The organism is Streptomyces sp. NPDC045955, assembly GCF_056430805.1.
The window spans coordinates 442,225-468,124 of sequence record NZ_JBWKKY010000005.1; the positions used below are offsets into that span (position 1 = coordinate 442,225).

Annotated in this window: 28 protein-coding genes; 14 read left to right on the top strand and 14 right to left on the bottom strand. The window is 70.8% G+C overall.

Translation table 11 applies throughout. The features are described from left to right. Positions 1–12 precede the first annotated feature (12 nt). The 5 genes from ybeY (at position 13) to AC07F0_RS13510 (ending at position 3,205) form a co-directional block, all read left to right on the top strand. Positions 13–510 carry an rRNA maturation RNase YbeY gene (gene ybeY / locus AC07F0_RS13490; RefSeq protein ID WP_059414063.1) on the top strand — a complete coding sequence of 166 codons (498 nt, stop codon included), beginning with the start codon at positions 13–15 and terminating at the stop codon, positions 508–510. Positions 511–518: 8 nt separating this feature from the next. Further along, positions 519–1,829, top strand: coding sequence for a hemolysin family protein (locus AC07F0_RS13495; RefSeq protein WP_436731176.1), 1,311 nt, complete (start codon positions 519–521; stop codon positions 1,827–1,829). Beyond that, positions 1,826–2,185, top strand: a complete 360-nt coding sequence (locus tag AC07F0_RS13500; RefSeq protein ID WP_436731177.1) for an MmcQ/YjbR family DNA-binding protein — start codon at positions 1,826–1,828, stop codon at positions 2,183–2,185. Before AC07F0_RS13495 ends, AC07F0_RS13500 begins: the two co-directional genes overlap by 4 nt. 20 nt (positions 2,186–2,205) lie before the next feature. After that, positions 2,206–2,559, top strand: a complete 354-nt coding sequence (locus AC07F0_RS13505) for a cytidine deaminase (protein ID WP_436731178.1) — start codon at positions 2,206–2,208, stop codon at positions 2,557–2,559. Between the two features lie 169 nt (positions 2,560–2,728). Then, positions 2,729–3,205: a hypothetical protein gene (locus AC07F0_RS13510; protein WP_478978092.1), complete on the top strand. Its 477-nt coding sequence runs from the start codon at positions 2,729–2,731 to the stop codon at positions 3,203–3,205. Positions 3,206–3,227: 22 nt separating this feature from the next. Here AC07F0_RS13510 and AC07F0_RS13515 read toward each other — a convergent pair whose 3' ends face one another. Together AC07F0_RS13515 and AC07F0_RS13520 are read right to left on the bottom strand one after the other, a co-directional pair. Beyond that, on the bottom strand, positions 3,228–3,566 hold the full coding sequence (locus AC07F0_RS13515) for a P-II family nitrogen regulator (RefSeq protein ID WP_478978095.1): 339 nt from the start codon (positions 3,564–3,566) through the stop codon (positions 3,228–3,230). Continuing rightward, a complete protein-coding gene (locus AC07F0_RS13520) occupies positions 3,563–4,873 on the bottom strand; it encodes an ammonium transporter (protein ID WP_478978098.1) in 1,311 nt (436 codons plus the stop codon). Before AC07F0_RS13520 ends, AC07F0_RS13515 begins: the two co-directional genes overlap by 4 nt. 172 nt (positions 4,874–5,045) lie before the next feature. Here AC07F0_RS13520 and era point away from each other — a divergent pair, with 172 nt between their 5' ends. Then, the gene (gene era, locus AC07F0_RS13525) at positions 5,046–6,008 is read left to right on the top strand and encodes a GTPase Era (protein ID WP_436731182.1); all 963 of its coding nucleotides are present in this window, start codon (positions 5,046–5,048) and stop codon (positions 6,006–6,008) included. A 178-nt stretch (positions 6,009–6,186) separates the two neighbouring features. Here the strand turns inward: era and AC07F0_RS13530 are convergent, their stop codons facing one another. Beyond that, positions 6,187–6,633, bottom strand: a complete 447-nt coding sequence (locus AC07F0_RS13530) for an ATP-binding protein (protein ID WP_478978101.1) — start codon at positions 6,631–6,633, stop codon at positions 6,187–6,189. Between the two features lie 247 nt (positions 6,634–6,880). Between AC07F0_RS13530 and AC07F0_RS13535 the strand changes: the two genes are divergently transcribed. The 3 genes from AC07F0_RS13535 to AC07F0_RS13545 are packed head-to-tail and all read left to right on the top strand — an operon-like array spanning position 6,881 to position 8,884. Then, positions 6,881–7,753 carry a helix-turn-helix domain-containing protein gene (locus AC07F0_RS13535; RefSeq protein ID WP_478978104.1) on the top strand — a complete coding sequence of 291 codons (873 nt, stop codon included), beginning with the start codon at positions 6,881–6,883 and terminating at the stop codon, positions 7,751–7,753. Further along, positions 7,750–8,019: a DUF397 domain-containing protein gene (locus tag AC07F0_RS13540; protein WP_478978107.1), complete on the top strand. Its 270-nt coding sequence runs from the start codon at positions 7,750–7,752 to the stop codon at positions 8,017–8,019. The genes AC07F0_RS13535 and AC07F0_RS13540 overlap by 4 nt, the downstream gene beginning before the upstream one ends. 52 nt (positions 8,020–8,071) lie before the next feature. Then, on the top strand, positions 8,072–8,884 hold the full coding sequence (locus AC07F0_RS13545) for an SAM-dependent methyltransferase (RefSeq protein ID WP_478978110.1): 813 nt from the start codon (positions 8,072–8,074) through the stop codon (positions 8,882–8,884). Here the strand turns inward: AC07F0_RS13545 and AC07F0_RS13550 are convergent. Genes AC07F0_RS13550 through AC07F0_RS13560 form a run of 3 tightly spaced genes read right to left on the bottom strand, consistent with a single transcriptional unit; the run spans position 8,874 to position 11,612 of the window. Beyond that, the gene (locus AC07F0_RS13550; protein WP_478978113.1) at positions 8,874–10,196 is read right to left on the bottom strand and encodes a GH1 family beta-glucosidase; all 1,323 of its coding nucleotides are present in this window, start codon (positions 10,194–10,196) and stop codon (positions 8,874–8,876) included. The two genes, AC07F0_RS13545 and AC07F0_RS13550, sit on opposite strands and share 11 nt — an antisense overlap. Positions 10,197–10,254: 58 nt before the next feature. Next, positions 10,255–10,521 carry a protealysin inhibitor emfourin gene (locus AC07F0_RS13555; RefSeq protein WP_436729144.1) on the bottom strand — a complete coding sequence of 89 codons (267 nt, stop codon included), beginning with the start codon at positions 10,519–10,521 and terminating at the stop codon, positions 10,255–10,257. 20 nt (positions 10,522–10,541) lie between these two features. Continuing rightward, entirely contained in the window at positions 10,542–11,612 is a 1,071-nt protein-coding gene (locus AC07F0_RS13560; protein WP_478978116.1) for a M4 family metallopeptidase, read from the bottom strand. Between the two features lie 323 nt (positions 11,613–11,935). Here AC07F0_RS13560 and leuA point away from each other — a divergent pair, with 323 nt between their 5' ends. The 3 genes from leuA to AC07F0_RS13575 all read left to right on the top strand — a co-directional run bounded on the left by leuA (position 11,936) and on the right by AC07F0_RS13575 (position 15,373). Beyond that, positions 11,936–13,657 (top strand): 2-isopropylmalate synthase, encoded by a 1,722-nt coding sequence (leuA, locus tag AC07F0_RS13565; RefSeq protein ID WP_478978119.1) that lies wholly within the window; start codon positions 11,936–11,938, stop codon positions 13,655–13,657. Between the two features lie 186 nt (positions 13,658–13,843). After that, on the top strand, positions 13,844–14,542 hold the full coding sequence (locus tag AC07F0_RS13570) for a tellurite resistance TerB family protein (protein WP_478978122.1): 699 nt from the start codon (positions 13,844–13,846) through the stop codon (positions 14,540–14,542). Positions 14,543–14,953: 411 nt separating this feature from the next. Beyond that, positions 14,954–15,373 (top strand): helix-turn-helix domain-containing protein, encoded by a 420-nt coding sequence (locus tag AC07F0_RS13575; RefSeq protein ID WP_478978125.1) that lies wholly within the window; start codon positions 14,954–14,956, stop codon positions 15,371–15,373. On the opposite strand, the gene AC07F0_RS13580 is transcribed toward AC07F0_RS13575, so the two are convergent. Genes AC07F0_RS13580 through AC07F0_RS13600 form a run of 5 tightly spaced genes read right to left on the bottom strand, consistent with a single transcriptional unit; the run spans position 15,291 to position 21,819 of the window. Continuing rightward, positions 15,291–16,223, bottom strand: a complete 933-nt coding sequence (locus AC07F0_RS13580; protein ID WP_478978128.1) for a dihydrodipicolinate synthase family protein — start codon at positions 16,221–16,223, stop codon at positions 15,291–15,293. The genes AC07F0_RS13575 and AC07F0_RS13580 overlap by 83 nt on opposite strands. Continuing rightward, positions 16,220–17,227 carry an oligopeptide/dipeptide ABC transporter ATP-binding protein gene (locus AC07F0_RS13585; RefSeq protein ID WP_478978242.1) on the bottom strand — a complete coding sequence of 336 codons (1,008 nt, stop codon included), beginning with the start codon at positions 17,225–17,227 and terminating at the stop codon, positions 16,220–16,222. The genes AC07F0_RS13580 and AC07F0_RS13585 overlap by 4 nt, the downstream gene beginning before the upstream one ends. 8 nt (positions 17,228–17,235) lie before the next feature. Continuing rightward, positions 17,236–19,212: a dipeptide/oligopeptide/nickel ABC transporter permease/ATP-binding protein gene (locus tag AC07F0_RS13590; protein WP_478978245.1), complete on the bottom strand. Its 1,977-nt coding sequence runs from the start codon at positions 19,210–19,212 to the stop codon at positions 17,236–17,238. An 8-nt stretch (positions 19,213–19,220) separates the two neighbouring features. Further along, complete coding sequence (locus AC07F0_RS13595) at positions 19,221–20,183, bottom strand: ABC transporter permease (protein WP_478978131.1); 963 nt, start codon at positions 20,181–20,183, stop codon at positions 19,221–19,223. 4 nt (positions 20,184–20,187) lie between these two features. After that, positions 20,188–21,819, bottom strand: coding sequence for an ABC transporter substrate-binding protein (locus tag AC07F0_RS13600; protein WP_478978134.1), 1,632 nt, complete (start codon positions 21,817–21,819; stop codon positions 20,188–20,190). Between the two features lie 241 nt (positions 21,820–22,060). Here AC07F0_RS13600 and AC07F0_RS13605 point away from each other — a divergent pair, with 241 nt between their 5' ends. After that, positions 22,061–22,774: a FadR/GntR family transcriptional regulator gene (locus tag AC07F0_RS13605; protein ID WP_478978137.1), complete on the top strand. Its 714-nt coding sequence runs from the start codon at positions 22,061–22,063 to the stop codon at positions 22,772–22,774. Positions 22,775–22,807: 33 nt separating this feature from the next. Next, positions 22,808–23,254 carry a protein-tyrosine phosphatase family protein gene (locus AC07F0_RS13610; RefSeq protein WP_478978140.1) on the top strand — a complete coding sequence of 149 codons (447 nt, stop codon included), beginning with the start codon at positions 22,808–22,810 and terminating at the stop codon, positions 23,252–23,254. A gap of 129 nt (positions 23,255–23,383) precedes the next feature. On the opposite strand, the gene AC07F0_RS13615 is transcribed toward AC07F0_RS13610, so the two are convergent. From AC07F0_RS13615 to AC07F0_RS13625, 3 genes are all read right to left on the bottom strand, one after another. Further along, positions 23,384–23,584: an acyl-CoA carboxylase subunit epsilon gene (locus AC07F0_RS13615; protein ID WP_478978143.1), complete on the bottom strand. Its 201-nt coding sequence runs from the start codon at positions 23,582–23,584 to the stop codon at positions 23,384–23,386. A gap of 24 nt (positions 23,585–23,608) precedes the next feature. Then, positions 23,609–24,967 carry an acyl-CoA carboxylase subunit beta gene (locus AC07F0_RS13620; protein ID WP_478978146.1) on the bottom strand — a complete coding sequence of 453 codons (1,359 nt, stop codon included), beginning with the start codon at positions 24,965–24,967 and terminating at the stop codon, positions 23,609–23,611. A gap of 90 nt (positions 24,968–25,057) precedes the next feature. Continuing rightward, on the bottom strand, positions 25,058–25,750 hold the full coding sequence (locus AC07F0_RS13625; RefSeq protein WP_478978148.1) for a GntR family transcriptional regulator: 693 nt from the start codon (positions 25,748–25,750) through the stop codon (positions 25,058–25,060). Positions 25,751–25,900 lie beyond the last annotated feature (150 nt).

The window sequence follows — 25,900 nt, forward strand, 5'->3', positions numbered from 1 at the left end:
CCGAGCACCAGCATGTCGATCGACGTCAACAACGAGTCCGGTACCGAGGTCGACGAGCAGGCGATCCTCGACATCGCCCGCTACGCGCTCGCGCGGATGCGCATCCACCCGCTCTCCGAGCTCTCGGTGATCGTCGTGGACGCCGCCGCCATGGAGCAGCTCCACATCCAGTGGATGGACCTGCCGGGCCCCACGGACGTCATGTCCTTCCCGATGGACGAGCTGCGCCCGCCGTCCAAGGACGACGACGAGCCGCCGCAGGGGCTCCTCGGCGACATCGTGCTGTGCCCCGAGGTGGCGGAGAAGCAGGGCAAGGAAGCGGACACGCAGCACTCCATGGACGAGGAGCTCCAGCTCCTCACCGTCCACGGGGTGCTGCACCTGCTGGGCTACGACCACGAGGAACCGGACGAGAAGGCCGAGATGTTCGGCCTCCAGGCGGCCATCGTGGACGGCTGGCGCGCGGAGCGGGGCCTGACCGGCCCCTCCCCGGCGCCGACGGTCTCCTAAGCCCGCCGATGAGTCCGCAACTCGCCCTGGGCGCGATCGCCCTGGTCGTCGTGGCCTGGCTCGCCGCCTGCGCGGAGGCGGGCCTCGCGCGCGTCTCCAGCTTCCGCGCCGAGGAGGCCGTGCGCTCCGGCCGCAGGGGCAGCGCCAAGCTCTCCCAGGTCGCCGCCGACCCCACCCGCTACCTCAACGTGGCGCTGCTGGTCCGCGTCGCCTGCGAGATGGCCGCCGCCGCGCTGATCACCTACGGCTGCCTCAAGGAGTTCGACGGCACGACCGAGGCCCTCCTGATCGCCATCGCGGTCATGGTCCTCGTGTCGTACGTCGCCGTCGGCGTCTCCCCGCGCACCATCGGCCGCCAGCACCCGCTGAACACGGCGACGGTCTCGGCGTACGTCCTGGTGCCGCTGGCCAGGATCATGGGCCCGATCCCGTCGCTGCTCATCCTCATCGGCAACGCGCTCACCCCCGGCAAGGGCTTCCGCCGGGGCCCGTTCGCCTCCGAGGCCGAGCTGCGGGCACTGGTCGACCTCGCCGAGAAGGAGTCGCTCATCGAGGACGAGGAGCGCCGCATGGTGCACTCGGTCTTCGAGCTGGGCGACACCCTGGTCCGGGAGGTCATGGTCCCGCGCACGGACCTGGTGGTCATCGAGCGCTACAAGACCATCCGCCAGGCCCTCACCCTCGCTCTGCGCTCCGGCTTCTCGCGGATCCCGGTGACCGGCGAGAGCGAGGACGACATCGTCGGGATCGTCTATCTGAAGGACCTGGTGCGCAAGACGCACATCAGCCGCGAGGCCGAGTCCGAGCAGGTGTCCACGGCGATGCGCCCGGCGTTCTTCGTGCCCGACACCAAGAACGCGGGCGACCTGCTGCGCGAGATGCAGAAGGAACGCAACCACGTCGCCGTCGCCGTCGACGAGTACGGCGGCACCGCCGGCATCGTCACCATCGAGGACATCCTCGAGGAGATCGTCGGCGAGATCACCGACGAGTACGACCGCGAACTGCCGCCGGTCGAGGACCTCGGCAAGGACCGCTACCGGGTCACCGCCCGCCTGGACATCGGCGACCTGGGCGAGCTGTACGGCCTGGAGGCGTTCGACGACGAGGACGTCGAGACGGTCGGCGGTCTGCTGGCGAAGGCGCTGGGCCGGGTTCCCATCGCCGGCGCTTCGTCCGTCGTCGGCCTCCCGGACGGCCGGGAACTGCGCCTGACCGCGGAGGCCGCGGCCGGCCGCCGGAACAAGATCGTGACGGTGTTGGTGGAGCCGGTGGATCCGGCGGATCCTGCACCGGACGAGGAGGAGAAGCCGGAATGACACCGCAGGAACTGCGCGCGTTCTGCCTGTCGTTCAACGCGGCGGTCGAGGACTTCCCGTTCAGCCCGGAGATCTCGGTCTTCAAGGTTCGGGGCAAGCTCTTCGCCCTGTCGCACCTCGACGCGCGTCCCCTGAAGGCCAACCTCAAGTGCGACCCGGACGACGCGATCCGGCTCCGCCGCGAGCACGAGGGCCTGATCGTCCCCGGCTGGCACATGAACAAGCGGCACTGGAACACGGTCACGTGCGACGGGGGGCTCCCGGACCGGCTGGTCCGGGAGCTCATCGAGGACTCGTACGACCTCGTCGTCGCGGGCCTGCCGCGAGCGGACCGCCTCCGCCTCGACCGGCCCTGACGCTTACGTATGCTCGCATCATGACCGACAGCAGCGCGCTCGACCCCGAGGACCGCAAGATCGTCACCCTGGCCCGCTCCGCACGGGCCCGCAACGGCGTGCCCGAGGGGGCGGCCGTGCGCGACGAGACCGGACGTACGTATGTCGCGGGGACCGTGGCCCTCGACTCCCTGAAGCTCAGTGCCCTCCAGACGGCCGTGGCGATGGCGGTGGCCTCGGGCGCGAAGTCCCTGGAGGCCGCGGCCGTGGTGACGGAGGCGGAGTCCGCGTCCGAGGAGGACCGGGCGGTGGTACGGGATCTCGGGGGCGCGCAGACGCCGGTGTTGGTGGCCGGGCCCGACGGGACGGTGCGGACGACCGTGACCGCTGGCTGAAGTTCGCTGTAACCGGCGGTAATTAGGCGGGAATTCAACCTTGCCGCCGTCTGCCCCCCGCGCATCAATGGGATCCGTACATTCCGACGGACCGTCAGGTTCGGCGCTCGTGTGGCGTGCCCGCACTCACGTGCCGAGCGTCCCCCCACGGAAACGGAGCCGGAATCCCATGAGATGCAAGCGAATCGGAGCAGGCGCGGCCCTGGCGGCCGGGGCACTCGCCGTCACCGGGCTCGCCTTCGCCCCCGCCGCACTCGCCGTCACCCCACAGACGGCGACGATCAGCGCCGACTGCGGCACCTTCGGCAGTGGCGAGGCCACGCTCACGGCCACGCAGGAGGGCACCGCCGCCACATTCACCGTCAAGTCCTCGGCGATCACGGCGCCGATCGCCCTCGGCGAGGACTCGATAGCGTCCACCCTCACCCTGGTGAAGGCCGGCGGTGGCACCGTCGACTTCACCGGCGCGGAGAACCCGGCGATGGCCGCCGGCGCCCCCGTCGAGGTCGGCCCCCTCGGCGGCACCGTGGCCTCCGGCGACAGCCTGGAGGCCTTCGGCGGCTCGCTGAAGATGACCGTCTTCGGCATCACCATCACCTGCACGGCGTCCGGGCCGCAGTCGCCGGGCCCGTTCGTGTTCGACTGATCCCGGCCGGGCCGGGCGCGGGCTACAGCGCGTCCGGCCCGCGCTCGCCCGTCCGCACTCGCACGATCGTGTCCACGGGCAGCGCCCACACCTTGCCGTCGCCGATCTTGCCGGTGTGCGCGGCCCTCACGACCGCGTCGATGACGGCCTCGGCGTCCGCGTCCTCGACGACGACCTCGATCCGGACCTTCGGCACCAGGTCGACCTGGTACTCGGCGCCGCGGTACACCTCGGTGTGGCCGCGCTGCCGGCCGTAGCCGCTGGCCTCGCTCACGGTCAGGCCCTGCACGCCGAGTTCCTGCAAGGCGTCCTTGATCTCGTCGAGGCGGTACGGCTTGACGATCGCGGTGATGAGCTTCATGCCTGGGGAGTGACCTTCTGGGCGGAGGGGACGACGGAGGAGGAGACCGGGGCGCCGTGGCCCAGGACCCCGTGATCGTAGGCCGTCTCGGCGTGCACCGTAAGGTCCAGGCCGGTCTGCTCCTGCTCCTCGCTCGCGCGGAAGCCCAGCGTGGCGTCGATCAGCCTGCCGATCCCGTACGTCACACCGAACGCGTACACCGCCACCACGACCACGGCCAGCAGCTGCTTGCCGAGCTGGCCCAGGCCGCCGCCGTAGAGGAGGCCCTCGGCGCCGCCGGTCATCGACTCCACGGCGAAGACGCCGATGAGGAGCGTGCCGATGATCCCGCCGACCAGGTGGACGCCGACGACGTCGAGGGAGTCGTCGTAGTCGAGCTTGAACTTCCAGCTCACGGCGTACGAGCAGACGGCCCCGGCGGTCAGGCCGACGACCAGGGCGCCGAGCAGGGAGACCGAGCCGCAGGACGGGGTGATGGCGACCAGGCCGGCGACCGCGCCGGACGCGGCGCCCAGGGTGGTGGGGTGGCCGTCGCGCTTCTGCTCGACGAAGAGCCAGCCGAGCAGGCCGGTGCAGCCCGCGGCGAGGGTGTTGAGGAACGCGGCGGCCGCGAGGCCGTTGGCGCCGAGGGCGGAGCCGGCGTTGAAGCCGAACCAGCCGAACCAGAGCAGGCCGGCGCCGAGCATCACCATGGGCAGGTTGTGCGGGCGCATGGCGTCCTTCTTGAAGCCCAGCCGCGGGCCCAGGACCAGGCACAACGCGAGCCCGGAGGCGCCGGAGACGATCTCCACGGGCAGTCCGCCGGCGAAGTCGAGGGCACCGAGCCTCTCCAGGATCCAGCCGCCCGGGCCCCAGACCCAGTGCGCGACCGGAACGTATACGAGCAGCGCCCACACCGGCACGAAGACCAGCCACGCCCCGAACTTCGCCCGGTCGGCGACCGCGCCGCTGACCAGGGCGGCGGTGATGATCGCGAAGGTGAGCTGGAAGGTGGCGAAGAGCAGGGTGGGGACCGTGCCCTGGAGGCTGTCCGGCCCGAGGCCGCTCATGCCCGCGTGGCCGAGCCCGCCGATGAGCCCGCCCGCGGTGTCCTCGCCGAAGGCGAGGGAGTACCCGGCGGCCAGCCACACCACGGTCACCAGGGCGATCGACACGAAGCTCATCATCAGCATGTTGAGCACGCTCTTCGTGCGGACCATGCCGCCGTAGAACAGGGCCAGGCCCGGGGTCATCAGCAGGACGAGAGCGGTGGCGGCGAGCAGCCAGGCGGTGTCGCCGGTGTCGGCGCTTGCGGCGGCCAGAGGCACGGTGTCTCCAACGAGGTGGGGATCCGGGGGCTCGTCAGAGGTTCACCGTCCTGCGTTTCCGGTTGCGTACGGGTGTGTTTCCGTGACGTTTCGTTGCTTGCGGGTTTCGTGAACCTCACGGTGCCGGCGGTGTTCGGGCGTCTGTGCGGCGGGGCTCCGTGGATCAGGGAGAATGGGCGCCATGAGCGTTCGTACCCAGTCATCCGAAGAGCCGGCCGAGGCTGTCCACAGGGCCGGCTTCGCCTGCTTCGTGGGCCGTCCCAACGCGGGCAAGTCCACCCTCACGAATGCTCTGGTCGGCCAGAAGGTGGCGATCACGGCGAATCAGCCGCAGACGACGCGGCACACCGTGCGGGGCATCGTGCACCGCCCGGACGCCCAGCTGATCCTGGTCGACACCCCGGGGCTGCACAAGCCGCGCACGCTGCTGGGCGAGCGGCTGAACGACGTCGTGCGCACGACGTGGGCCGAGGTGGACGTGATCGGCTTCTGCCTGCCGGCGAACGAGAAGCTCGGCCCCGGCGACCGCTTCATCGCGAAGGAACTGGCGTCCATCAAGAAGACGCCGAAGATCGCCATTGTCACCAAGACCGACCTGGTGGACAGCAAGACGCTCGCCGAGCAGCTCATCGCGATCGACCAGCTCGGCAAGGAGCTGGGCTTCGAGTGGGCGGAGATCGTCCCGGTGTCGGCGGTCGGCGACCAGCAGGTGGATCTGCTGGCCGACCTGCTCGTCCCGCTTCTCCCGGAGGGCCCGGCGCTCTATCCCGAGGGCGACCTCACCGACGAGCCCGAGCAGGTCATGATCGCGGAGCTGATCCGGGAGGCCGCGCTGGAGGGTGTCCGCGACGAGCTCCCGCACTCCATCGCCGTGGTCGTCGAGGAGATGCTCCCCCGCGAGGACCGCCCCGCCGACAAGCCCCTGCTCGACATCCACGCCTTCGTGTACATCGAGCGCCCCAGCCAGAAGGGCATCATCATCGGCCCCAAGGGCAAGCGCCTGAAGGAGGTCGGCATCAAGTCCCGCAAGCAGATCGAGGCCCTGCTGGGCACCCCGGTGTTCTTGGACCTCCACGTGAAGGTCGCCAAGGACTGGCAGCGGGATCCGCGGCAGTTGCGCAAGCTGGGGTTCTGAGGCTCCCGGGCGTTATGACGCCGTCGCCAGGCGGGGGCGAGGGCGCAGTTGGGCACGCCGGCCGCGCGGCGGTAGCCGCATATCGATGCAGCCTGGACCTGCATGTGAAGGTGGCGAAGGACTGGCAGCGGGATCCGAGGCAGTTGCGCAAGCTGGGGTTCTGAGGTTCCAGGGCGCGCTATGACGCCGTCGCCAGGCTCGCCCAGACCGCGTTGCCGCCGGTGAGGGGCGAGCGCGTGACTCCCCAGCTGTCGGCTATCTCGCGGACGAGCAGCAGGCCGCGGCCGCCCTCGTCGTCGAGGCCGGGGCAGTGGTCGGGGATGCCCCGGCCCGTGAGGTCGCCGTCGTGCACCTCCAGCCGGAAAAGCCTCTCCGTCCTGCGGCCGACGCCGCACAGGACCCAGGCGCCGGGCGTGTGCAGAACGGCGTTGGTCACCAGCTCGGACACCAGCAGGACGGCGTTCGCGCACACCTCGTCGGGCACCTGCCACGAGGCCAGCCGCGCCTGCGTGGCATGACGGGCGACTCTGACGCTGGTCCGGTGGGACGGCAGTTCCAGCCAGTGCGTGCGGCCCGGGCGCACCGCGTCCAGGAACCGGGGGGTGGAAGTCGTGTGGGGGGACACGGCGTTCGCCTTCCGTGGTGGGTGGGCGCAGTCAGGGAAGGGGCGAGGCGCGAATCGGACCAGCCGAAAGGGGAGTTGGGGGTTCCGGTGCCTTGTTCGCACAAGTAACTATGCTCGCAGAGCAGTTCACGCTGCAACCATCTGCCTGATAATTTCAGGAGGAAGGTATCGCTGCTCCGGGCCGCTTGGTGGAACGATCAACTCCCTGTCAGGCTTGCGCCGGTGACGACCCCTCGGGAGGCACGGCGTGAGCGACGCGCGATCAGGCACCGGCGCCGGCGCGCCCACCGTTCTCCGCATGATCCTGGGACGTCGCCTTCAGGAGGCCCGGCAGACCGCGGGCCTCTCCCTCGACGACGCCGCCAAGGCCCTGCGCGTCACACCGCTGACCATCCGCCGCCTGGAGAAGGCCGAGGTCGGCCTGAAGATCCTCTACGTCGAGAAGCTGCTCCAGACCTACGGGGCCGGCCGGCAGGAGATCGACGAGTTCGTCACCCTGGCCGAGCGGGCCAACGAGCCCGGCTGGTGGCACCCGTACCGCGATGTGATGCCGTCCTGGTTCACCGCCTACGTGAGCCTGGAGACCGGCGCCAGAACACTGCGCACCTATGAGCCGCAGTACGTCACGGGCCTGCTCCAGACACCCGGGTACGCGCGTGCCGTGCTGCGCGGAGGCTTCCCGAACGACAACGACGAGGACCTCCAGCGGCGCGTGGAGCTGCGGCTGCGCCGCCAGAACCTGCTCACGAAGCCGGACGCGCCCACGCTGTGGGTGGTGATGGAGGAGGCCGTGCTGCACCGGGTGGTGGGCGGCCCCGAGGTGATGCGCGAGCAGATCGACCGGCTCCTGGAGGCGTCCGAGCTGGACCACGTCAGCGTCGACATCGTGCCGTTCGACGCGGGCGCCCACGTCGGGGCGTGCGCGCCCTTCACCTACTTCCGGTTCGAGGAGCGGGAGCTGCCCGACATCGTCTACAGCGAGATCCTCTCCGCGTCCGTCTACCTCGACCAGCGCGCCGACGTCGTGGCCCATCTGGAGGCCCACAACCGGCTGTCGCTGAAGACCTCGTCCGCGGACAGCAAGGCGCTGTTGAACCGCATGCGGAAGGAGTACTCATGACCATCGCCGAGGGCGCCGTCTACAACGGAATGCCCGCGTCGGACCTCGGGGAACAGGGCTGGGAGCGGCCGTGGAGCGGCCCCAACGGGGGCCAGTGCGTGGAGACCAAGCAACTGGCCGACGGCCGTGTGGCGGTTCGGCAGTCGGCCGATCCCGCCGGTCCCGCCCTGATCTACACGCCCGAGGAGATCACCGCGTTCGTCGCGGGGGTCAAGCAGGGCCTCGCCGACCACCTCACGGCCCACTCGGCCCACTCGGCCCACTGAGCCCCACCGAGCCGAACGCGCACCACCACCCCCCCACGAGAGGCACCCCCCCATGAGCAACTCGCAGGCCCCGCGCGACATCGACACCAGCAGGCCGCACTCCGCCCGCATGTACGACTACTACCTCGGCGGCAAGGACCACTTCGAGGTCGACAAGCAGGCGGCCGAGCGGGTCGCCGAGGCCTACCCCGCCATCTTCGTCTGCGCCCGCGAGAACCGGGCCTTCATGCACCGCGCCACGCGCGTCCTCGCCCGCGAGCACGGCATCCGCCAGTGGCTGGACATCGGCACCGGCATCCCCACCGAGCCCAACCTGCACCAGGTGGCCCAGTCCGTGGTCCCCGACGCCCGTGTGGTCTACGCCGACAACGACCCGCTCGTCCTCAAGTACGCCGAGCGCCTGATGCGCAGCACGTCCGAGGGCCGTACGACGTACATGGAGGCGGACGTCAACGACCCCCAGGCGCTGCTGACCGCACCCGAGCTGGCCGAGGTCCTGGACCTGAGCCGCCCGGTCGCGCTCTCCCTCAACGCCCTGATGCACTTCGTCACCGACGCCCAGGACCCGTACGGCATCGTGCGCCGGCTGCTGGACGTCCTGCCCTCCGGCAGCGCCCTGGCGCTGAGCCACTGCACGCCCGACTTCGACCCGGCCACCTGGCAGAAGGTCACCGACATCTACACCTCGGCCGGGACACCCGTACAGTTCCGCTCCCGGGCGGACGTCGCCCGCTTCTTCGACGGCCTGGAACTGCTCGACCCCGGCGTCACCGTCGGCCACCGCTGGCGGCCCGACGCCACCGGCGGCGACGCCCCGACGGACGCCGAGGTCAGCCTGTGGACCGGGGTGGGCATCAAGCCGTAGTCCCCTGGGCCCGCAGCACCTCCCGGTACCAGCCGTACGACGACTTCGGGGTCCGCCGAAGCGTCTCGAAGTCGACGTGGACCAGGCCGAAACGGCGTGCGTAGCCCTCCGCCCACTCGAAGTTGTCGAGCAGGGACCACACGAAGTAGCCGCGCACGTCGACGCCCGCCTCCAGCGCCCGGTGCAGGGCCCTCAGGTGGCCGTCCAGGTAGGCGATGCGGTCCTGGTCGTCGACGTCCGGGTACGAGCAGCCGTTCTCGGTGATGACGACGGGCGGGAGCCGGTCGCCGTAGCGGTCCTGGAAGGCGGTGAGGATCTCGGTCAGGCCCTCGGGCACGACCGGCCAGCCGAAGTCGGTGACCGGGTGGCCCGTGATCTCCCGGACCGCGAAGGGGAGTTCGGCGGGCATGGCGACACCGCCGAACGTGATGTCGGTGCCCTGCGGGGCGCCCACCCGCGTCGGCGCGTAGTAGTTGACGCCGTACCAGTCGAGCGGCTCGGCGATCACCTTCAGGTCGGCCTCGACGTCCCCGGGCATCAGCTCGCCGATGCCGTCCGGGTACCGGCCCAGCAACAGCGGGTCCGCGAACAGGCGGTTCAGCAGCACGTCGTAGAACTCGGCCGCCTCCACGTCCTCCGCCTCGGTCGACGCCGCCCAGGTCGGGCCGTGCGAGTTGGCGATGCCGATGTCCGTGGCGCCCGAGGCGCGCAGGGCGCGTACGGCCAGGCCGTGGGCCAGCAGCTGGTGGTGGGCGGCGGGGAGCGCGTCGAACAGCAGCTGCCTGCCCGGTGCGTGCACGCCCAGGGCGTGGCCCAGCAGGGTGTGTTCGGCGGGCTCGTTCAGCGTGATCCACTTCGTCACCCGGTCCCCGAGGCGGCCGGCGACCACCGAGACGTACTCGGCGAAGCGCGCGGCCGTGTCCCGCTCCAGCCAGTCGAGGTCCGCCGGCAGGTCCCAGTGGAACAGGGTCGGCACCGGGCGGACGCCCGCCGCGCACAGGTCGTCCACCAGCCGGTCGTAGAAGTCCAGGCCCTTCTCGGAGCGCACCCGCGGCCAGGAGACCGAGAAGCGGTAGGCGTTCACGCCGAGGCCGGCCAGCAGGGCCACGTCCTCGCGGTGGCGGTGGTAGTGGTCGCAGGCCACCGCCGCCGTCGAGCCGTCCTTCACCCGGCCCGGCCCGGCGGTGAAGGCGTCCCACACGGACGGCTCGCGCTCGTCCGCGGCCCCCTCGATCTGGTGCGCCGAGGTCGACACGCCCCAGAGGAAGCCGGCCGGGAAGCGGGGGATCGGATTGCCTGCGTCAGTCGCCATGCGCTGGATCATCCGTACCGCCGGTAACGGAAGTCAACAGGCCGCCGCGGAAGACCTGTTACGCACCTTCCTTCAGCACGCGCGAGATCAGCTTCCGCTGTTCGTCCGTCAGTCGCGGGTCGGCCGCGTACACCGTCTTCCCGTCCACGGTGATCTGGTAGCTGAACCCGTCCGGGACCCCGATCGGCGGCGTGTGCCGGCCGGCGGCGAACGCCTTCTCGGCCAGGGCGTGCCATTCGGGGGCATCGGGGCGGCCGGAGGTGTCCACCTCGGCATGCCGCTCGATGCCCGCGAACCCGCCCGTGCGCCTCACCTGAATACGCATGGCACCTGTCTAGTACGGAACTACAGGGTCCGCACCCCGACCTGCTCCCAGGCCTTCGACACGGCGTCCAGTTCCTCCCCGTCGCCGAACCGCTCCCGGGCCGCCTTGACGGTGAGCGTGGCGAAGTCGGCGAACATCGCCTGCTGCTTCAGTTCGCCGCCGGTCAGCACGTCGTACCAGATCAGCCCCGCGCGCTCCCAGGCGTGGCCGCCGAGGGCCGTGGCCGCCAGGTAGAAGGCGTGGTTCGGGATGCCCGAGTTGATGTGGACACCGCCGTTGTCGCGGCCGGTGCGCACGTAGTCGTCCATCGTCGCCGGCTGCGGGTCCTTGCCCAGGACGTCGTCGTCGTACGCCGTGCCCGGCTCCTTCATGGAGCGCAGTGCCTTGCCCGTCACCCGTGGGGCGAGCAGGCCCGCGCCGATCAGCCAGTCGGCCTCGGCGGCGGTCTGGCCGAGCGTGTACTGCTTGATCAGCGAGCCGAAGACGTCCGACACGGACTCGTTCAGCGCTCCGGGCTGGCCGAAGTAGGTGAGGTTGGCGGTGTACTGCGTGACGCCGTGGACGAGTTCGTGGCCGATGACGTCGATCGGGAGGGTGAAGTCGAGGAAGATCTCGCCGTCCCCGTCGCCGAAGACCATCTGCTCGCCGTTCCAGAAGGCGTTGTTGTACTCGCGGTCGTAGTGCACGGTCGCGACCAGCGGAAGGCCGTTGCCGTCGATCGAGTCGCGCTGGTAAGCCTTCAGGAGCAGCTCGAAGGTGGCGCCGAGGCCGGCGTAGGCGCGGTTGACGGTGGCGTCCTTGCCGGGCTTGTCGCCCTCGCTGCGGACCTTGTGTCCGGGCAGGTCGGTGCCGTGCCGGGCGTCGTGGACCGTGCGGTGCGGCCGGGCGGGCTCGGCCCCGGCGGTCGGGGCCACGGACGGGGCGCCGACGACCGTGGTCAGCCGGCGGTGAGTGCGCTCCAGGGCGTCGCGCTCCAGGGTCCGGCGAGCGGGTCCGGCGAGCGCGGGATCCCCGGCCTGGGCGAGCTTGTCGAGGACATGAGGTGGAACGATGGTGCAGAAGACGGGCTCGAAGCCCCCGTGAGTCGTCATGCCCGGCACCCTTGCACTGCGTGACGTTACTGTCACTAGTCGCCACCATGATTGGTGAAATACCGGGACAAGGGCCCTCACGCTCCGTGGCGAAGTGGTATAGGGCACTTTTTGTCCCGTATGCGCGCCCGGTCCCGCATACTGATACGGACCCGCGCACCCCGGAGGGCCTCGGCTAGCATGCTGCGCATCATGCGTTTCGGGCTGCTTCTCCTTAGCTGCCGCGGCGAGGGCCTGTAGTCGAGGCCGACTCCCTCCCCGCGGAGCTTGGTGCTGCGTCGTCGGCCGTCCTTCCGGACACCCTCTGAGGAGCCCACAGCATCATGGCGAACCGCCAGCAGCCCAGTTCCATGCCGATCCACAAGTACGGCCGCTACGAGCAGGTCGACATCCCGGACCGCACCTGGCCCAACCAGCGCATCACCACCGCCCCCCGCTGGCTCTCCACGGACCTGCGCGACGGCAACCAGGCCCTGATCGACCCCATGTCGCCCGCCCGCAAGCGCGCGATGTTCGACCTGCTGGTCAAGATGGGCTACAAGGAGATCGAGGTCGGCTTCCCGGCCTCCGGCCAGACCGACTTCGACTTCGTACGCTCCATCATCGAAGAGCCCGGGGCCATCCCCGACGACGTCACCATCTCCGTACTGACCCAGGCCCGCGAGGACCTGATCGAGCGCACGGTGGAGTCGCTGAAGGGCGCCAAGCGCGCGACCGTCCACCTCTACAACGCCACCGCGCCCGTCTTCCGCCGGGTCGTCTTCCGGGGCTCCAAGGACGACATCAAGCAGATCGCCGTGGACGGCACGCGGCTGGTGATGGAGTACGCGGAGAAGCTGCTGGGCCCTGAGACGGAGTTCGGCTACCAGTACTCGCCGGAGATCTTCACCGACACCGAGCTGGACTTCGCGCTGGAGGTCTGCGAGGCGGTCATGGATGTCTGGCAGCCCGGCCCGGGCCGCGAGATCATCCTCAACCTGCCCGCCACCGTGGAGCGTTCGACCCCCTCGACCCACGCGGACCGCTTCGAGTGGATGGGCCGCAACCTCTCCCGCCGCGAGCACGTCTGCCTGTCGATCCACCCGCACAACGACCGCGGCACGGCCGTCGCCGCCGCCGAGCTGGCGCTGATGGCCGGCGCGGACCGTGTCGAGGGCTGCCTGTTCGGGCAGGGCGAGCGCACCGGCAACGTCGACCTGGTCACCCTGGGCATGAACCTCTTCTCCCAGGGTGTCGACCCGCAGATCGACTTCTCCGACATCGACGAGATCCGTCGCACGTGGGAGTACTGCAACCAGATGGAGGTCCACCCGCGCCACCCGTACGTGGGCGACCTGGTCTACACGTCCTTCTCCGGCTCCCACCAGGACGCCATCAAGAAGGGCTTCGACGCGATGGAGGCCGACGCGGCCGCCAAGGGCGTCACCGTCGACGACATCGAGTGGGCCGTCCCCTACCTGCCGATCGACCCCAAGGACGTGGGCCGCTCCTACGAGGCGGTCATCCGGGTCAACTCGCAGTCCGGCAAGGGCGGTATCGCGTACGTCCTGAAGAACGACCACAAGCTGGACCTGCCGCGCCGGATGCAGATCGAGTTCTCGAAGATCATTCAGGCGAAGACAGACGCCGAGGGCGGCGAGGTCACGCCGAAGGACATCTGGGCGGCCTTCCGGGACGAGTACCTGCCCAACCCCGAGAACCCGTGGGGCCGGATCCAGGTCAAGAACAACCAGTCGACGACCGACACCGACGGCGTGGACACGCTGACGGTGGAGGCCACGGTCGACGGCCAGGACACCGTCCTGACCGGCTCGGGCAACGGCCCGATCTCGGCCTTCTTCGACGCGCTGCAGTCCATCGGCATCGACGTACGCCTGCTGGACTACCAGGAGCACACCATGAGCGAGGGCGCCTCCGCGCAGGCCGCCTCCTACATCGAATGCGCGATCGACGACAAGGTCCTGTGGGGGATCGGAATCGACGCGAACACCACGCGGGCCTCGCTGAAGGCGGTCGTCTCGGCCGTCAACCGCGCGACGCGCTGACCAGCCCTGTAGGCGATTTGAGGGCTCCGTCCGCTGATGTCCGGCGGTCGGAGCCCCGTCGCATACCGGCCAATCCCTGTGAGGGTCACGGAAAGGTCTCCTCCGGGGTACTGACTCCTCCTCACGGATGTGGCTAACATCACGCAAGCGCGGCGACGCTGCCGTGCGGCGTGACGGAGGTGCGACGTGCTGCCAGGACGGGTACGAAACGGCCGTGCCGCCAGGTTCTCGAGCATCCTGGGCACCCGTACCGCGTGGACGCCCGCGGGTGACGGGGAGTTCTTCTGCCCCGGCTGCGGCGGCGACCGCAACTACCAGCGGCTGACCGGACAACGCCGCTTCACCCTGCTCGGCCTGCCCGTGCTGCCGCGCGGCGAGACCGGCCCGGTCGTGGAGTGCGCCGCCTGCCGCCGCCACTTCGGCACGGACGTCCTCGACCACCCGACCACCACCCGCTTCTCCGCGATGCTCCGCGACGCCGTGCACACCGTCGCCCTCGCCGTGCTGGCCGCGGGCGGCGCCGGTTCCCGTACGGCGCTGGAGTCCGCGGTGCTCGCCGTGCGCGTGGCCGGCTTCGACGACTGCACGGAGGAACAGCTGGCCGCCCTCGTGGAGGCGCTGGAGGCGGACACCGGCCGGATCACCGGGGAGCCCTGCGGTGCCGGACTGGCCATAGAGCTGCACGAGGCGCTGGACCCGCTCGCCCCGCACCTCGCCGCGGTCGGCCGCGAATCGATCCTGCTCCAGGGCGCGCGCATCGCCCTGGCGGACGGGCCGTACACCCCGGCCGAACGGGACGTGCTCGCGACGGTGGGAGCGGCGCTCACCATCTGCCCCGACGACGTGACGCGGCTGCTGGCGGCGGCGGCGCGTACGCCGTCGTAGAGCGGGGCCCCTGCCCCAGCCGCCCGGGGCCGTTACTCCCCGGGGAGTAATCCGCCGCCCGAACCGCCCTGCGCAGTAACCCCCGACTCGGCCTCGGGCCGGACGAATCCGCCCCCGTGCGCCGGGAGTCTGGAGACCGTTCCAGACACGGATCGGAGGGAGCCCGAACAGTGGGGGCTGACGGCTGCCGCGCGATCCATCAGTACGTATCAGCCCCTCTCGGCTTGTGTCGTGACGGCGTGAAGCTCTCCGACCGAGGATCGTGCGTCATGGCGTGCCCTGCCTTGTAGTGGCCCTGGCCTTTGCCCCCGTGGACGGAAACGAGTGTTCCCTCATCGAATGCGTGGCCTTTGCGGGCGCTGTGCGCTGGGTGCGGTGAGGGAGTCTTCGACCGGGGGGTGAGGCTGCCGAATGAGCGGGAAGTTCCGGCCGCAGCCCGGTTGCGTGGTGCAGGCCTACAGGTTCGCTCTCGATCCGAACGCCGCACAGGAGCGGGCGCTGCGCTCGCACTGCGGTGCCGCTCGTGCCGCCTACAACTGGGCCGTGTCCTGGGTGACCGCCTCGTGGTGGCAGCGCCAGGCCGAAGCCACCCATGGCATCGGTGAAGAGGAGTTGACGCCGTGGCGGCCGTGGTCGCTGCCCGCGCTGCGCAAGGAGTTCAACCGGGTAGTCCACCGAGGCGAGATTCGCCGACTGGTGGCAGGAGAACTCCAAGGAGGCCTACAACACCGGCTCTTTGCGGACCCCTCTAGAGCAGCCCCGCCGCTGCCAGGTACTCGCCGACCCGCTCCACCTCGTCCCGTGACAACGGCACCTGCGGCTCCGCCGTGACCGGGCAGTCGATCACGCCCCGCAGGTGCAGCGCGGCCTTGAAGGCGCCGATCGCCGAGGAGCCGGGACCCATGCGGGCCGGGTCACCGACGCCGGCCAGGCCGAACAGGGCGCACAGCCGCTCCTGTTCGGCACGGGCCTCCTTCCACTCCCCGGCGCGGCACAGGCGGTCCAGGCGGGTGTAGCCGTGCGGGTCGACGTTGCCGAGGCCGGGCACGGTGCCGTCCGCGCCGACAGCGAGCGCCGCGTCGACGATCAGCTCGGAGCCGGTCAGCACGCTGAAGCCGCTGATGCCCGGGTGGGCCTTGGCCCCGGTCACGACCTGGCGGAAGGCGGCCAGGTCGCCGCTGGAGTCCTTGAGCGCGGCCAGGACACCGTCGGCGGCCAGCTCCAGGACCACGTCCGCGGGCAGCTTCGTGTGGACGGCGACGGGAATGTCGTAGGCGACCACCGGGACCGGGCTCGCGGCGGCGACCGCGCGGTAGTGGCGGGTGATCTCCGCCGGGTGGGTGCGGGCGTAGAACGGGGCGGTGACGACGACCGCGTCCGCGCCCGCCGCCGTCACCGCCGCGACATGGTCCACGACCCTGGCCGTCGTCATGTCGATCGCCCCGGCCAGTACCGGGAGTTGCCCGCCCGCGTGGGCCGTGACCGACTCGACCACCAGCCTGCGCTGCGCGTCCGTCAGATACGCCGCCTCGGAGGTCGAGCCGAGCACGAACAGGCCGTGCACCCCGCCGTCCACCAGATGGTCGACCAGCCTGAGCAGCGAGGGGACGTCCACCTCGCGGTCCGGTGTCAGGGGCGTGCAGACGGGCGGGATGACACCGGTCAGCGGGGTGAGGGTCATGGAGCCTCCATCGGGTCGCTCTGGCGGGCGAGGTCGCGGGTCGACTCGTCCTCCTGGACAGGATGGTGGCAGCGGAAGCGATGCGCGGGGGCCGACGCGACCGAGAAGTCCGGCATCACCTCCGCGCACGTCCCGTCCGCCTTCCAGCAGCGCGTGCGGAACGGGCAGCCGCTCGGCGGGCGCGTCGCCGAGGGGACCGGGCCGGCGAGCGGGATCGGCTCGATCGGGTCGAGCAGGCCGGGCGTGGCGGAGAACAGGGCGCGGGTGTACGGGTGCCGGGCCCGGTCGGTGACCAGGGCGGCCGGGGACTCCTCGACGATCCGGCCCAGGTACATGGTGATCACGCGGTCGCTCATCCGCCGGACCGTCTGGATGTCGTGCGAGACGAACACCAGGGCCAGGCCCAGGCGTTCCTTCACGTCCAGCAGCAGATTGAGGATATGGGCACGGACCGACACGTCCAGGGCACTGGTCGGCTCGTCCGCCACGACCAGGTCCGGGTCCAGCGCCAGCGCCCGGGCGATCGCGACGCGCTGCCGCTGCCCGCCCGACAACTGGCCCGGCAGGGCGTCGGCGAGGGCCCGGGGGAGGCCGACCAGGGACATCAACTCCCGGACCCTCTCGTCACGTTGCCCGCGGGTGCCCCGGTCGTGCACGTCCAGCGGGTCCCGCAGGATCTGCCGTACGGTCAGGCGGCGGTTCAGGGCCGTCGACGGGTCCTGGAAGATCATGCCGGTGCCGCCGCCGACGGTCCGGCGGCGCTCGGCGGGCGGCATCGCCCACAGGTCGCGGCCCCGGAACGACACCGTCCCCCGCGTCGGCCGCTGGACCCCGACCAGCACCTTCGCCAGCGTCGACTTCCCGCAGCCCGACTCGCCCACCACGCCGATGGTCTCGCCGGGCGCGATCGCCAGGTCCGCGCCGGTCAGGGCGTACACCCGGTCGCGGGTGAACAGGCCGCCGCTGCGGGCCTTGTGCACGACGTGCGCGTCGGACAGCTCCATCAGGGCGCTCACGACACCGCCTCGGTCTCCGTCGTCGCCAGGTCTATGGCCGGGTGATGGCAGGCCGCCGTGTGCGCCGGCGTACCGGTCAGGACGGGGGCCGTCGTTCGGCACACGTCACTCGCGCGGGGACACCGATCGGCGAACCGGCAGCCCGCCGGGAAATCGGCCGGGGACGGCACGACCCCCCTGATCTGCGTCATCCGCTCCTGCCCCGACTCCAGCGACAGCACGCTGCCGAGCAGGCCGCGCGTGTAGTGGTGGGCCGGCGCCTCCACCAGGTCGGCGGTCACTCCGATCTCGACGATCTGCCCGCCGTACATCACCGCCACCCGGTCGGTGACGTCCGCGACCAGCGCCAGGTCGTGCGAGACGAGGATCAGCGCGAAGCCCAGCTCCTCGCGCAGCCGCAGCAGCAGCTCGATGACCTGGGCCTGCACGGTCACGTCGAGGGCGGTCGTCGGCTCGTCGGCGACGATCAGCTTCGGGTCGCGGGACAGGGCCATGGCGATCAGGACGCGCTGGCGCTGCCCACCGGACAGCTCGTGCGGGTAGCTGCGCAGGGTGCGCTCCGGGTCGAGGCCGACCATCGTCAGCAACTCGGCGGGACGGCGCCGCCCGCCCCGCCGGACGACCTGCTTCAGCTGGGCGCGGATCGTCATCGCCGGGTTCAGCGACGACAGGGCGTCCTGGTAGATCATCGCCATCTCGTGGCCCAGGAGTCTGCGGCGTACGCGCATCGGCTCGGCGAACAGGTCGCGCCCGCCGAACCGGACCTGGCCGCCGACGCGCGCCCCCTTCGGCTGGAGGCCCATGACCGCGAGGGCCGTCAGCGACTTGCCGCAGCCCGACTCGCCGACCAGACCCAGGACTTCACCGGGATGCACTTCGAAGCCGATGCCGTCCACGATGTCCACGCCGCCGTGCCGCTGGTCGAAGCCGATGGCCAGGTTCTCCACCGCCAGCACCGGCTGCCCGTCCCGGGGCAGCTGACGGGCCCGCGCCCGCAGCCGCCGGGCCGCCTCCGTCAGGCCGGGCAGTTGGACGATCTCCCCGCTGCCGGGCTCCGGCGCCCGGAGGCGGTCGTCGTCCCCGGGGACGTCCACCTGGCGCGCCGGCGGGGCCGCCCACGCGTCGGACACCCCCTCGGACAGGATGTTCAGCGACAGCACGGTGACCAGCATCAGCAGGCCGGGGAACACGGTCGCCCACCAGCCGCCGGTCAGCACCATGTTCTTGCCGTCCGCGATGACACTGCCCCAGGACGGGTCGGGCGGCCGTACGCCCGCTCCGATGAAGGACAGCGACGCCTCGAAGACGATCGCCTCGGCGACCTGCACCGTGCAGAACACCAGCACGGGCGCCGCGCAGTTGATCGCCACGTGCTTCAGCACGATGTGCGGGGTGCGGGCGCCGATCACCCGTTCCGCCGTCACGTAGTCCTCGCCGTACTGGTCGAGGACGTTCGCCCGCACCACCCGCGCCACCGGCGGCGTGAACAGGAACGCGATCGCGCAGATCAGCACCGTGATGCCCCCGCCGAACACCGCCACCAGCACGGCGGCGAGCGCGATGCCCGGGAACGCCATGACGACGTCCAGGCAGCGCATCAGCGTCTCGTCGACCGCCTTGCGGGAGGTCGCGGCGATCGCCCCGAGCAGCGCCCCGGCAACCAGTGCCAGGCCGGTGGCGCCGAGCCCGATCGCGAGCGACCAGCGCGCCCCGTACATCAGCCGGCTGAGGATGTCCCGGCCGAGGCTGTCCTGGCCCATCCAGTGCCCGGCGGACGGATGCCCGGTGCCGTCGACGGGCGGCTGCTGGTCGAGCGGGTCGTGCGGGGCGATCAGGGGCGCGAGCAGCGCCAGCAGCACGACGATCGCCAGGAAGCAGACGGCGGCCTTCGACAGCAACGGCAGCCGGCGCCAGCCGCGCAGCCGCAGGCCGGGCCGGGACAGTGCCTCGGTGAGGCTCTTGCGGGTCATCATGCGGGTCATCACGTGGTCGCATCCCTCAGTCGCGGGTTGACCAGCAGGTACAGGACGTCGATGACGAGGTTCACGACGACGAACCCGGCCGCCGTGGTCAGTACGACGCCCTGGACGACGGCCGGATCGCCGTTCTTCACGGCGTCGATCATCAGCTTGCCCATGCCGGGCAGCGAGAAGATCGTCTCGATGACGACCGCGCCGCCCAGCAGATAGCCGACGCGCAGCCCGAGCACGGTCAGCGGGTTGATGAGCGCGTTGCGCAGCACGTTCCGCCCGACCACCACGTGCGGCGGCAGCCCGCTGCCGATCGCCGTCCGTACGTAGTCCTTGTCCAGCTCCTCCACCACGGCCGTCCGCACGATCCGGGTCAACTGGGCCGCCACCGGCAGGGAGAGGGCGAGGGCGGGGAGCGTCATGGTCCGCAGCCAGCCGGTGAAGGAGTCGGCCGGGTTGATGTAGCCGCCGGTCGGGAACCAGCCCAGGTCGACCGCCAGGTACTGGATCATCAGCAGCGCCAGCCAGAAGCCGGGCGCCGCGACACCGGTCAGCGACGCGACCCGGATGATCTGGTCAGGCAGCCGGTCCCGGTGGATCGCCGCGGTCACGCCGCCCACCAGGGACAGTACGACCGCGATGCCCAGGCCCAGGAAGGTCAGCTGGAGGGTGAGCGGCAGCGCGGTGGTGACCTGGTCGATCACCGGCGCCCGGGTCAGCGCGCTGGTGCCCAGGTCGCCGTGGAGCAGGTCGGCGACGAAGTCGGCGTAGCGCACGGGCAGCGGGTCGAGCAGGCCGTGTTCCTCGCGGAAGTCGTGCAGTTGCCGCGGGGTCGGGTTGGCGCCCTGGAAGAACGCGGACGCCGGGTCGACGTCCGAGAACCGCATCACCAGGAACACGAACAGCACGATGCCGAGCATCAGCGGCACGAGCAGGGCGACGCGGCGCAGCAGGATCCGCAGGACTGCCGTCATGCCGCTAGGCCCACTTGGCCTGGAGGAGGTTGATGCCCGGGTAGGGCTGGGCCCTTATGCCGCTGAGCCGCTCCGGGTCCCAGGCCGTCATCAGCTCGTTGTGGACGACCGGGTAGAGCACGGCCTGTTCGGCGACGACGTCGATGTAGTCCTGGACCATCGCCTTCTTCTTCTCGGGATCCGGCTCCCGGGTGGCCCGGTCCATGTCCCGGAAGAGCGCCTTGGCGACGGGGTCGCCCGCCCAGCGCGTGTACTGCATCCACAGGTTCTCGGGCCCGTAGTTGTAGTGCATGATCAGGTCGGCGTCGAGGCCGAACTGGTTGGGGTTCGAGGCGGCGGCGACGACCTGGTAGTCCTGCTTCTGGTCCATCTTCGTGAACACGGCCGTGGTCTCCTGCGGGGACAGGGTCGTCTTCACGCCGATCGCGTCCCAGGACGCCTTAATGGTGGGCAGGCAGTCGACGATCCAGCTCACGTTCACCGCGAGGATGTCGATGCTCAGCCCCTTGACCCCGGCCTCCTTCAGCAGCGCCTTCGCCTTGTCGGGGTCGTGGTCGTAGACGGTCTTCGCCCGGCGGTAGGACGGGTTGCTCTCGTCGAGGAAGGAACTCGACAGCTTCCCATGGCCCTTGAGCGCCACCTCCACCATCTTCTCGGTGTCGATGGCGTAGTGCAGGGCCTGGCGTACGCGCACGTCGTCGAAGGGCTTGTGCTGGGTGTTGAACATCAGGAACAGGTTGTTCATCCCGGCCCCGCCGGCGACGGTCAGCCCGCTGCTCTCCAGCTGCGCGATGTTGGCGTACGGGATGTTGTCCGCGATCTGCGCGCCCGCGCTCGACCCCGAGATCTTCGCGACGCGCGGTGCCGCGTCCACGATCGTCAGCCAGTTCATCTTCCGGAAGGCCGGTTTGCGCGGGCCGTTGTAGCCGTCGAACGCCTCGAAGGTCGTGTTCGACTTCGGGTGGTGCGCGGTCTGCCGGTACGGCCCCGAGCCGATCGCCTTGCCCTTGATCGCGTCGTCCCAGGCGCCCGGCTCGGAGAAGACGTGCTTCGGCATGATCTTGGCGAGGGTCAGCCGTGAAAGCCCGTCGGGGAAGGGGAACTTGAGCACCAGCTCCACGGTCCGCGCGTCGATCTTCCGGACCTCCCTCAGCCAGCTCGCGAAGAAGCCCTTGGCGAGGGTCTGGGTGTCCGGGTCGAGGATCCGCTCGAAGACGAAGACCACGTCGTCGGCGGTGACGGGCTTGCCGTCGTGGAACGTGGCCCCGGCCCGCAGCGTGAACCTCCAGGATGTGCTGCCCGGGTCCTTCGGCACTTCGGTCGCCAGGGCCGCGTACGGCTCGCGGGAGATCGGGTCGGTGTCGAGCAGGCCCTCGTAGATGTGGTGGTTCGCGGCCATGCAGAACGCGGACGCCGTCTGGGTGGGATCCCAGCTGCCGTCGTTGCCGTAGCCGATCACCGCCGTCAGCGTCCGGTTCGCCCCGCTGCCGCCGCCACCGGTGTCGTTCGTCGACTCGGGCCCGGACGAACAGGCCGACAGCGACGCGGAGACGGCGGCGGCCGCGCCCAGCGCGCCCGTGCACTTCAGGAAGGTCCGGCGGTGCGGCGCCGGCACATCGGGGGTCACGTCGCGCACGGGTCCTCCAGCGAGAGGTCTGGGGGGAAGGGACTGGCCCAGGAGATACGACGTCCTACGTCTTGCGGTCAGCGTGACCATAGGAGGGGCCGTGGGGACGGTCAAGGGATCGCACATGAATGGCGTATCTGCCACAGGTCGGACCAATGGCACGGCGCGGGACGTGAGTTGACGCCGTATCAGGACAGGTCCGAGCCGGGAACCGCCAGAGGTGGGACGTGGGACGTCCGGGGCGCGTACGATGCGGCGCATGTCCGAGGAGCCCAGGACCAGCCGGATACAGCGCCAGGTCGTGCAGCTCATCCTCGACCGCAGACTCACCGCCGGCGCGCCGCTGCCCACCGAGGCCGAACTCATGGAGGGCCTCGGCGTCAGCCGCAACTCCGTCCGCGAGGCCCTCAAAGCCCTCCAGGCCCTCGACATCGTCGAGATCAGGCACGGCTCCGGCACCTACGTCGGCCAGGCCTCCCTCACCCCCCTCGTCCACGGACTGACCTTCCGCACCCTGGCCCGGCACGACGACGACACCGGCGCCCTCGCCGAGATCCTCCAGGTCCGCGAGGTACTGGAGGAGGGCCTGATCCGCCGGGTCGCCGCGACGGTCACGGAAGCCGAACTGGACCGGCTGGAGGGCGTGGTGACCCGCATGGAGCGCGCGGGCGGCACGGGGCGCTCCTTCCCGGAGCTGGACCGCGAGTTCCACGAGATCCTGTACGCCTCTCTCGGCAACGCGCTGGTCCCGCAGCTCCTCGGCGCGTTCTGGACGGTCTTCCGCCGGGTCTCCGGCGCCCGCGGCTGGACCGACGACCCGTCCCCCGAGATTACGGTCGGCCGCCACCGCGACATCGTCACCGCCCTGCGCGCCCGCGACGCCGAGGGCGCGCAGCGGGCGATGGCGGTGCACTTCCGGGGGATCGAGGCCCGGGCGGCACAGGAGTCGCGGGGGGTGCGCTGATTCCGCTCCCGGGTCAGCGAGTCGTGGAGCAGGATGAGGGGCGTGACCGAGCTGTGGAGCGAACGTGGCGCCGGCGTCCTGAGACTGCCTTCCGGCCGACTGGTACGGGGGCGCGGTCTCCGCCATCCCATGGACCCCGACGCGCCCCGCCCTTCCTATGGTGTCTATCTGCTCGGCCGACGTCCGCCCGAGGTTCCCTGGGAGGCGTGCTGGGTCCGCTGGCCCGACTTCCGCCTCCCGTCGGACCGGGCAGCCGCCCGCGAGGTGCTGGCCGCCGCCTGGGAACGGGCCGCCGGGGAGCGCGTGGAGATCGCCTGCGGCGCAGGGCGCGGCCGCACGGGCACGGCCTTGGCGTGCCTCGCGATCCTGGACGGCGTGCCCGCCGAGGAGGCGGTGGCGTACGTGCGCCGGCACTACGACCGGCATGCGGTGGAAACGCCCTGGCAGCGGCGGTACGTACGCCGGTTCGGTGCGGGATGAGCCTCTCCTTCGGCGTGCCGCCTCATCCCGTGGTAGCGCCGCCTGGACCGACGGCCGACAGCGGGGCCGGGTGCCTGCGCGGCGGCGGGCCGCCGCGCAGGGCTCGCGGTAGTACGCGGGCGGGCCGCGTCACCTGTAGCGGAGCGTCCTGGGCAGACGCTGCGTCTCGATGGCTGAAGCGCGGTCGTTCCAAGGGGAGGGCCTGGGCGTGGCGAGCGGCTGCACGGGGAGCGGTGCGGCAGCGGCCCGGGCCTGCAACACGGCGATGACGGCGGCCAGTTCTTCAGCGGTGGGGCGCCCGCGCACCACCGTGACGAGGGGCTGGGACATGGTGGGCTCCTTACAGGGGGCTCCCTAGAGCGGGATGTTGCCGTGCTTCCTGCCGGGCCGCGTCTCGCGCTTGGTGCGGAGGGCTCGCAGACCGCGGATGAGGTGCTGCCTGGTCCGGGACGGGCTGATCACGGCGTCCACACAGCCGTGCTCGCACGCCGAGTCGGAGTCGAGGAAGGTGTCTTCGGGCGCGAGCCGCGGTCCGGGCACGGCGATGCGGGCCGTGGGCCAGGCGAGGTTGAGGTCGGCGCCGAGATGCTTGGAACCCATGACGTCGTAGGCGCCGCCGCAGGCCTGACGGGTGATCACGGTGATCAGCGGCACGGTGGCCTCGGCATAGGCGTAGGTCAGTTTGGCGCTGCGCCGGACGCCGCCGTTCCACTCCTGGTCGGCGCCGGGGCGGAAGCCGGGGACGTCGACGAAGGTCACGACCGGCACATTGAAGGCGTCGCAGGTGCGGATGAAGCGGGCGGCCTTCTCGCAGGCGTCGATGTCCAGGCAACCGCCGTACCGCAGGGGCTGGTTGGCGACCACGCCGACGGGGTGCCCCTCGATCCGGCCGAAGCCGGTGATGATGTTCGGCGCGAAGAGGGGCTGGGTCTCCAGGAACTCGTCGTCGTCCAGGGCGTCTTCGATGACCAGGACCATGTCGTACGGCTGGTTGGCCGTGTCGGGGACGATCGAGTTCAGCCGCGGCCGCAGTTCCGCCTCGAGATCGCCCGCACGGCCTTCGGGGTCGACCGGTGGCTCCTCCAGGTTGTTCGAGGGCAGATAGGACAGCAGCGCTCTGACGTACTCGACGGCGTCCCCCTCGTCCGACGCCAGGTGGTGCGCGATGCCGGACACGGTGCCGAGGGTCCTGGCGCCGCCGAGTTCCTCGGGGCCGACGAGCTCCCCGGTGGCCGCCTGAACCGCCTCGGGGCCGGTCACGAACATGTACGACGCCCGGTCGCTCGTCACCACGAAGTCGCTGACGGCGGGGGAGTGCGCCACGTGGCCCGTATGCCCCACGACCAGGGCGATCTGGGGGATGACTCCGGAGGCGAGCACGGTGCGGCGGAAGATCTCCCCCCGGACGCCCACGGCACCTCCGCCGGCGTCGTGGCCATGGAGGGAGACGAGGGGGCACCCCGTCTTCAGGGCGAAGTCCATCACCTTGGTGATCTTCGTACCGGAGAACCCGTCGAGGGCGGCACCGGAAGCGGTCGCGTCCTCGGCGAAGACGGCGACGGGCCGGCCGTCGACCGTGCCGTGGCCGGTGACGACGCTGTCGGGGCGGCGACGTGCCACGGCGTCCAGCTCGACGAAGGAGCCCTCGTCGAGGAGCAGCTCTACGGTCATCCGGATGTTCCCGTCCTGGTGAGTGACGCTCCGACCGCGCATGCGGCGGCGAGCCGGTGTACGCCCGCCTTCTTCCACGAAGAGCGTAGGGATCGTTGAACAATCCTTCAATACCTGTTCATGCCGGCTTGCTCACGGTCGCGCTTCGGCGTACGTCCGGACGAGTTCCTGCTCGGCGTCGTCGAGGTAGTCGGCGAGCAGGAGCTCCGCCTTCACGGTGGCGCCGGCCCTGAGGGCGGCGAGGATGTCACGGTTGCGCGCCAGGTAGGACTCGTGGAACTCCCGCGGCGCGCCCATCACATGGAAGCCGAGGCGCAGTTCCGCCAGGATGCCGCGCATCAGTTCGCTCAGGCGGACGCTTCCGGCGAGGGCCACCACCGCGTCATGGAAGTGCGTGTTGGCGGTGCCGACCCCGAGCCAGTCGCCGTCCTCGGCGGCTTGTTCTCCCTCGGCGACCGCGGCTTCGGCATCCGCCAGTGCGTACGGCGGGTTGCCCAGGTGGCGGACCACCGAGCATTCGATGAGCCGGCGCACCTGATAGATGTCGACGACGTCCTGGACGGTGAGCCTGCGGACGAAGACCCCGCGGTTGAGTTCGTGGACCAGCAGCTTCTCGTGGGTGAGCAGCCGGAACGCCTCTCGCAGGGTGTTGCGTGAGACGCCGAGCGCCTTGCCGATGGTGTCCTCGGAGAGCTTGGCGCCCGGCGCGAGGTGGCCCTCGGAGATATGGGTGCGCAGGATGTCGGCGACCCGCTCGGCGGTACTGGACCGCCCCAGCAGGGCGCGATCGCCCACCAGTACGGCCGGATCCAGCTCGGCAGCCATGGTCCTCGGTCCTCCTCCGTGAGCTCTGCGGGCCAGTCAACCGAAAACGCGGGGATGAAACAACATGACTCTTGTCGGATTGTTCAACAATCCTCTAGCCTGTGGCTGTGGACGCGTGAGCCGTCCTTCCGCGCGGCACACCCGGCGCCG

Coding starts and splice junctions, on each gene's coding strand:
- ybeY (WP_059414063.1), top strand. CDS start 13: ATGTCGATCGACGTCAACAACGAGTCCGGTACCGAGGTCGACGAGCAG.
- AC07F0_RS13495 (WP_436731176.1), top strand. CDS start 519: ATGAGTCCGCAACTCGCCCTGGGCGCGATCGCCCTGGTCGTCGTGGCC.
- AC07F0_RS13500 (WP_436731177.1), top strand. CDS start 1,826: ATGACACCGCAGGAACTGCGCGCGTTCTGCCTGTCGTTCAACGCGGCG.
- AC07F0_RS13505 (WP_436731178.1), top strand. CDS start 2,206: ATGACCGACAGCAGCGCGCTCGACCCCGAGGACCGCAAGATCGTCACC.
- AC07F0_RS13510 (WP_478978092.1), top strand. CDS start 2,729: ATGAGATGCAAGCGAATCGGAGCAGGCGCGGCCCTGGCGGCCGGGGCA.
- AC07F0_RS13515 (WP_478978095.1), bottom strand. CDS start 3,566: ATGAAGCTCATCACCGCGATCGTCAAGCCGTACCGCCTCGACGAGATC.
- era (WP_436731182.1), top strand. CDS start 5,046: ATGGGCGCCATGAGCGTTCGTACCCAGTCATCCGAAGAGCCGGCCGAG.
- AC07F0_RS13540 (WP_478978107.1), top strand. CDS start 7,750: ATGACCATCGCCGAGGGCGCCGTCTACAACGGAATGCCCGCGTCGGAC.
- AC07F0_RS13545 (WP_478978110.1), top strand. CDS start 8,072: ATGAGCAACTCGCAGGCCCCGCGCGACATCGACACCAGCAGGCCGCAC.
- AC07F0_RS13550 (WP_478978113.1), bottom strand. CDS start 10,196: ATGGCGACTGACGCAGGCAATCCGATCCCCCGCTTCCCGGCCGGCTTC.
- AC07F0_RS13555 (WP_436729144.1), bottom strand. CDS start 10,521: ATGCGTATTCAGGTGAGGCGCACGGGCGGGTTCGCGGGCATCGAGCGG.
- AC07F0_RS13560 (WP_478978116.1), bottom strand. CDS start 11,612: ATGACGACTCACGGGGGCTTCGAGCCCGTCTTCTGCACCATCGTTCCA.
- leuA (WP_478978119.1), top strand. CDS start 11,936: ATGGCGAACCGCCAGCAGCCCAGTTCCATGCCGATCCACAAGTACGGC.
- AC07F0_RS13575 (WP_478978125.1), top strand. CDS start 14,954: ATGAGCGGGAAGTTCCGGCCGCAGCCCGGTTGCGTGGTGCAGGCCTAC.
- AC07F0_RS13580 (WP_478978128.1), bottom strand. CDS start 16,223: ATGACCCTCACCCCGCTGACCGGTGTCATCCCGCCCGTCTGCACGCCC.
- AC07F0_RS13585 (WP_478978242.1), bottom strand. CDS start 17,227: ATGGAGCTGTCCGACGCGCACGTCGTGCACAAGGCCCGCAGCGGCGGC.
- AC07F0_RS13590 (WP_478978245.1), bottom strand. CDS start 19,212: ATGATGACCCGCAAGAGCCTCACCGAGGCACTGTCCCGGCCCGGCCTG.
- AC07F0_RS13595 (WP_478978131.1), bottom strand. CDS start 20,183: ATGACGGCAGTCCTGCGGATCCTGCTGCGCCGCGTCGCCCTGCTCGTG.
- AC07F0_RS13605 (WP_478978137.1), top strand. CDS start 22,061: ATGCGGCGCATGTCCGAGGAGCCCAGGACCAGCCGGATACAGCGCCAG.
- AC07F0_RS13610 (WP_478978140.1), top strand. CDS start 22,808: ATGAGGGGCGTGACCGAGCTGTGGAGCGAACGTGGCGCCGGCGTCCTG.
- AC07F0_RS13615 (WP_478978143.1), bottom strand. CDS start 23,584: ATGTCCCAGCCCCTCGTCACGGTGGTGCGCGGGCGCCCCACCGCTGAA.
- AC07F0_RS13620 (WP_478978146.1), bottom strand. CDS start 24,967: ATGCGCGGTCGGAGCGTCACTCACCAGGACGGGAACATCCGGATGACC.
- AC07F0_RS13625 (WP_478978148.1), bottom strand. CDS start 25,750: ATGGCTGCCGAGCTGGATCCGGCCGTACTGGTGGGCGATCGCGCCCTG.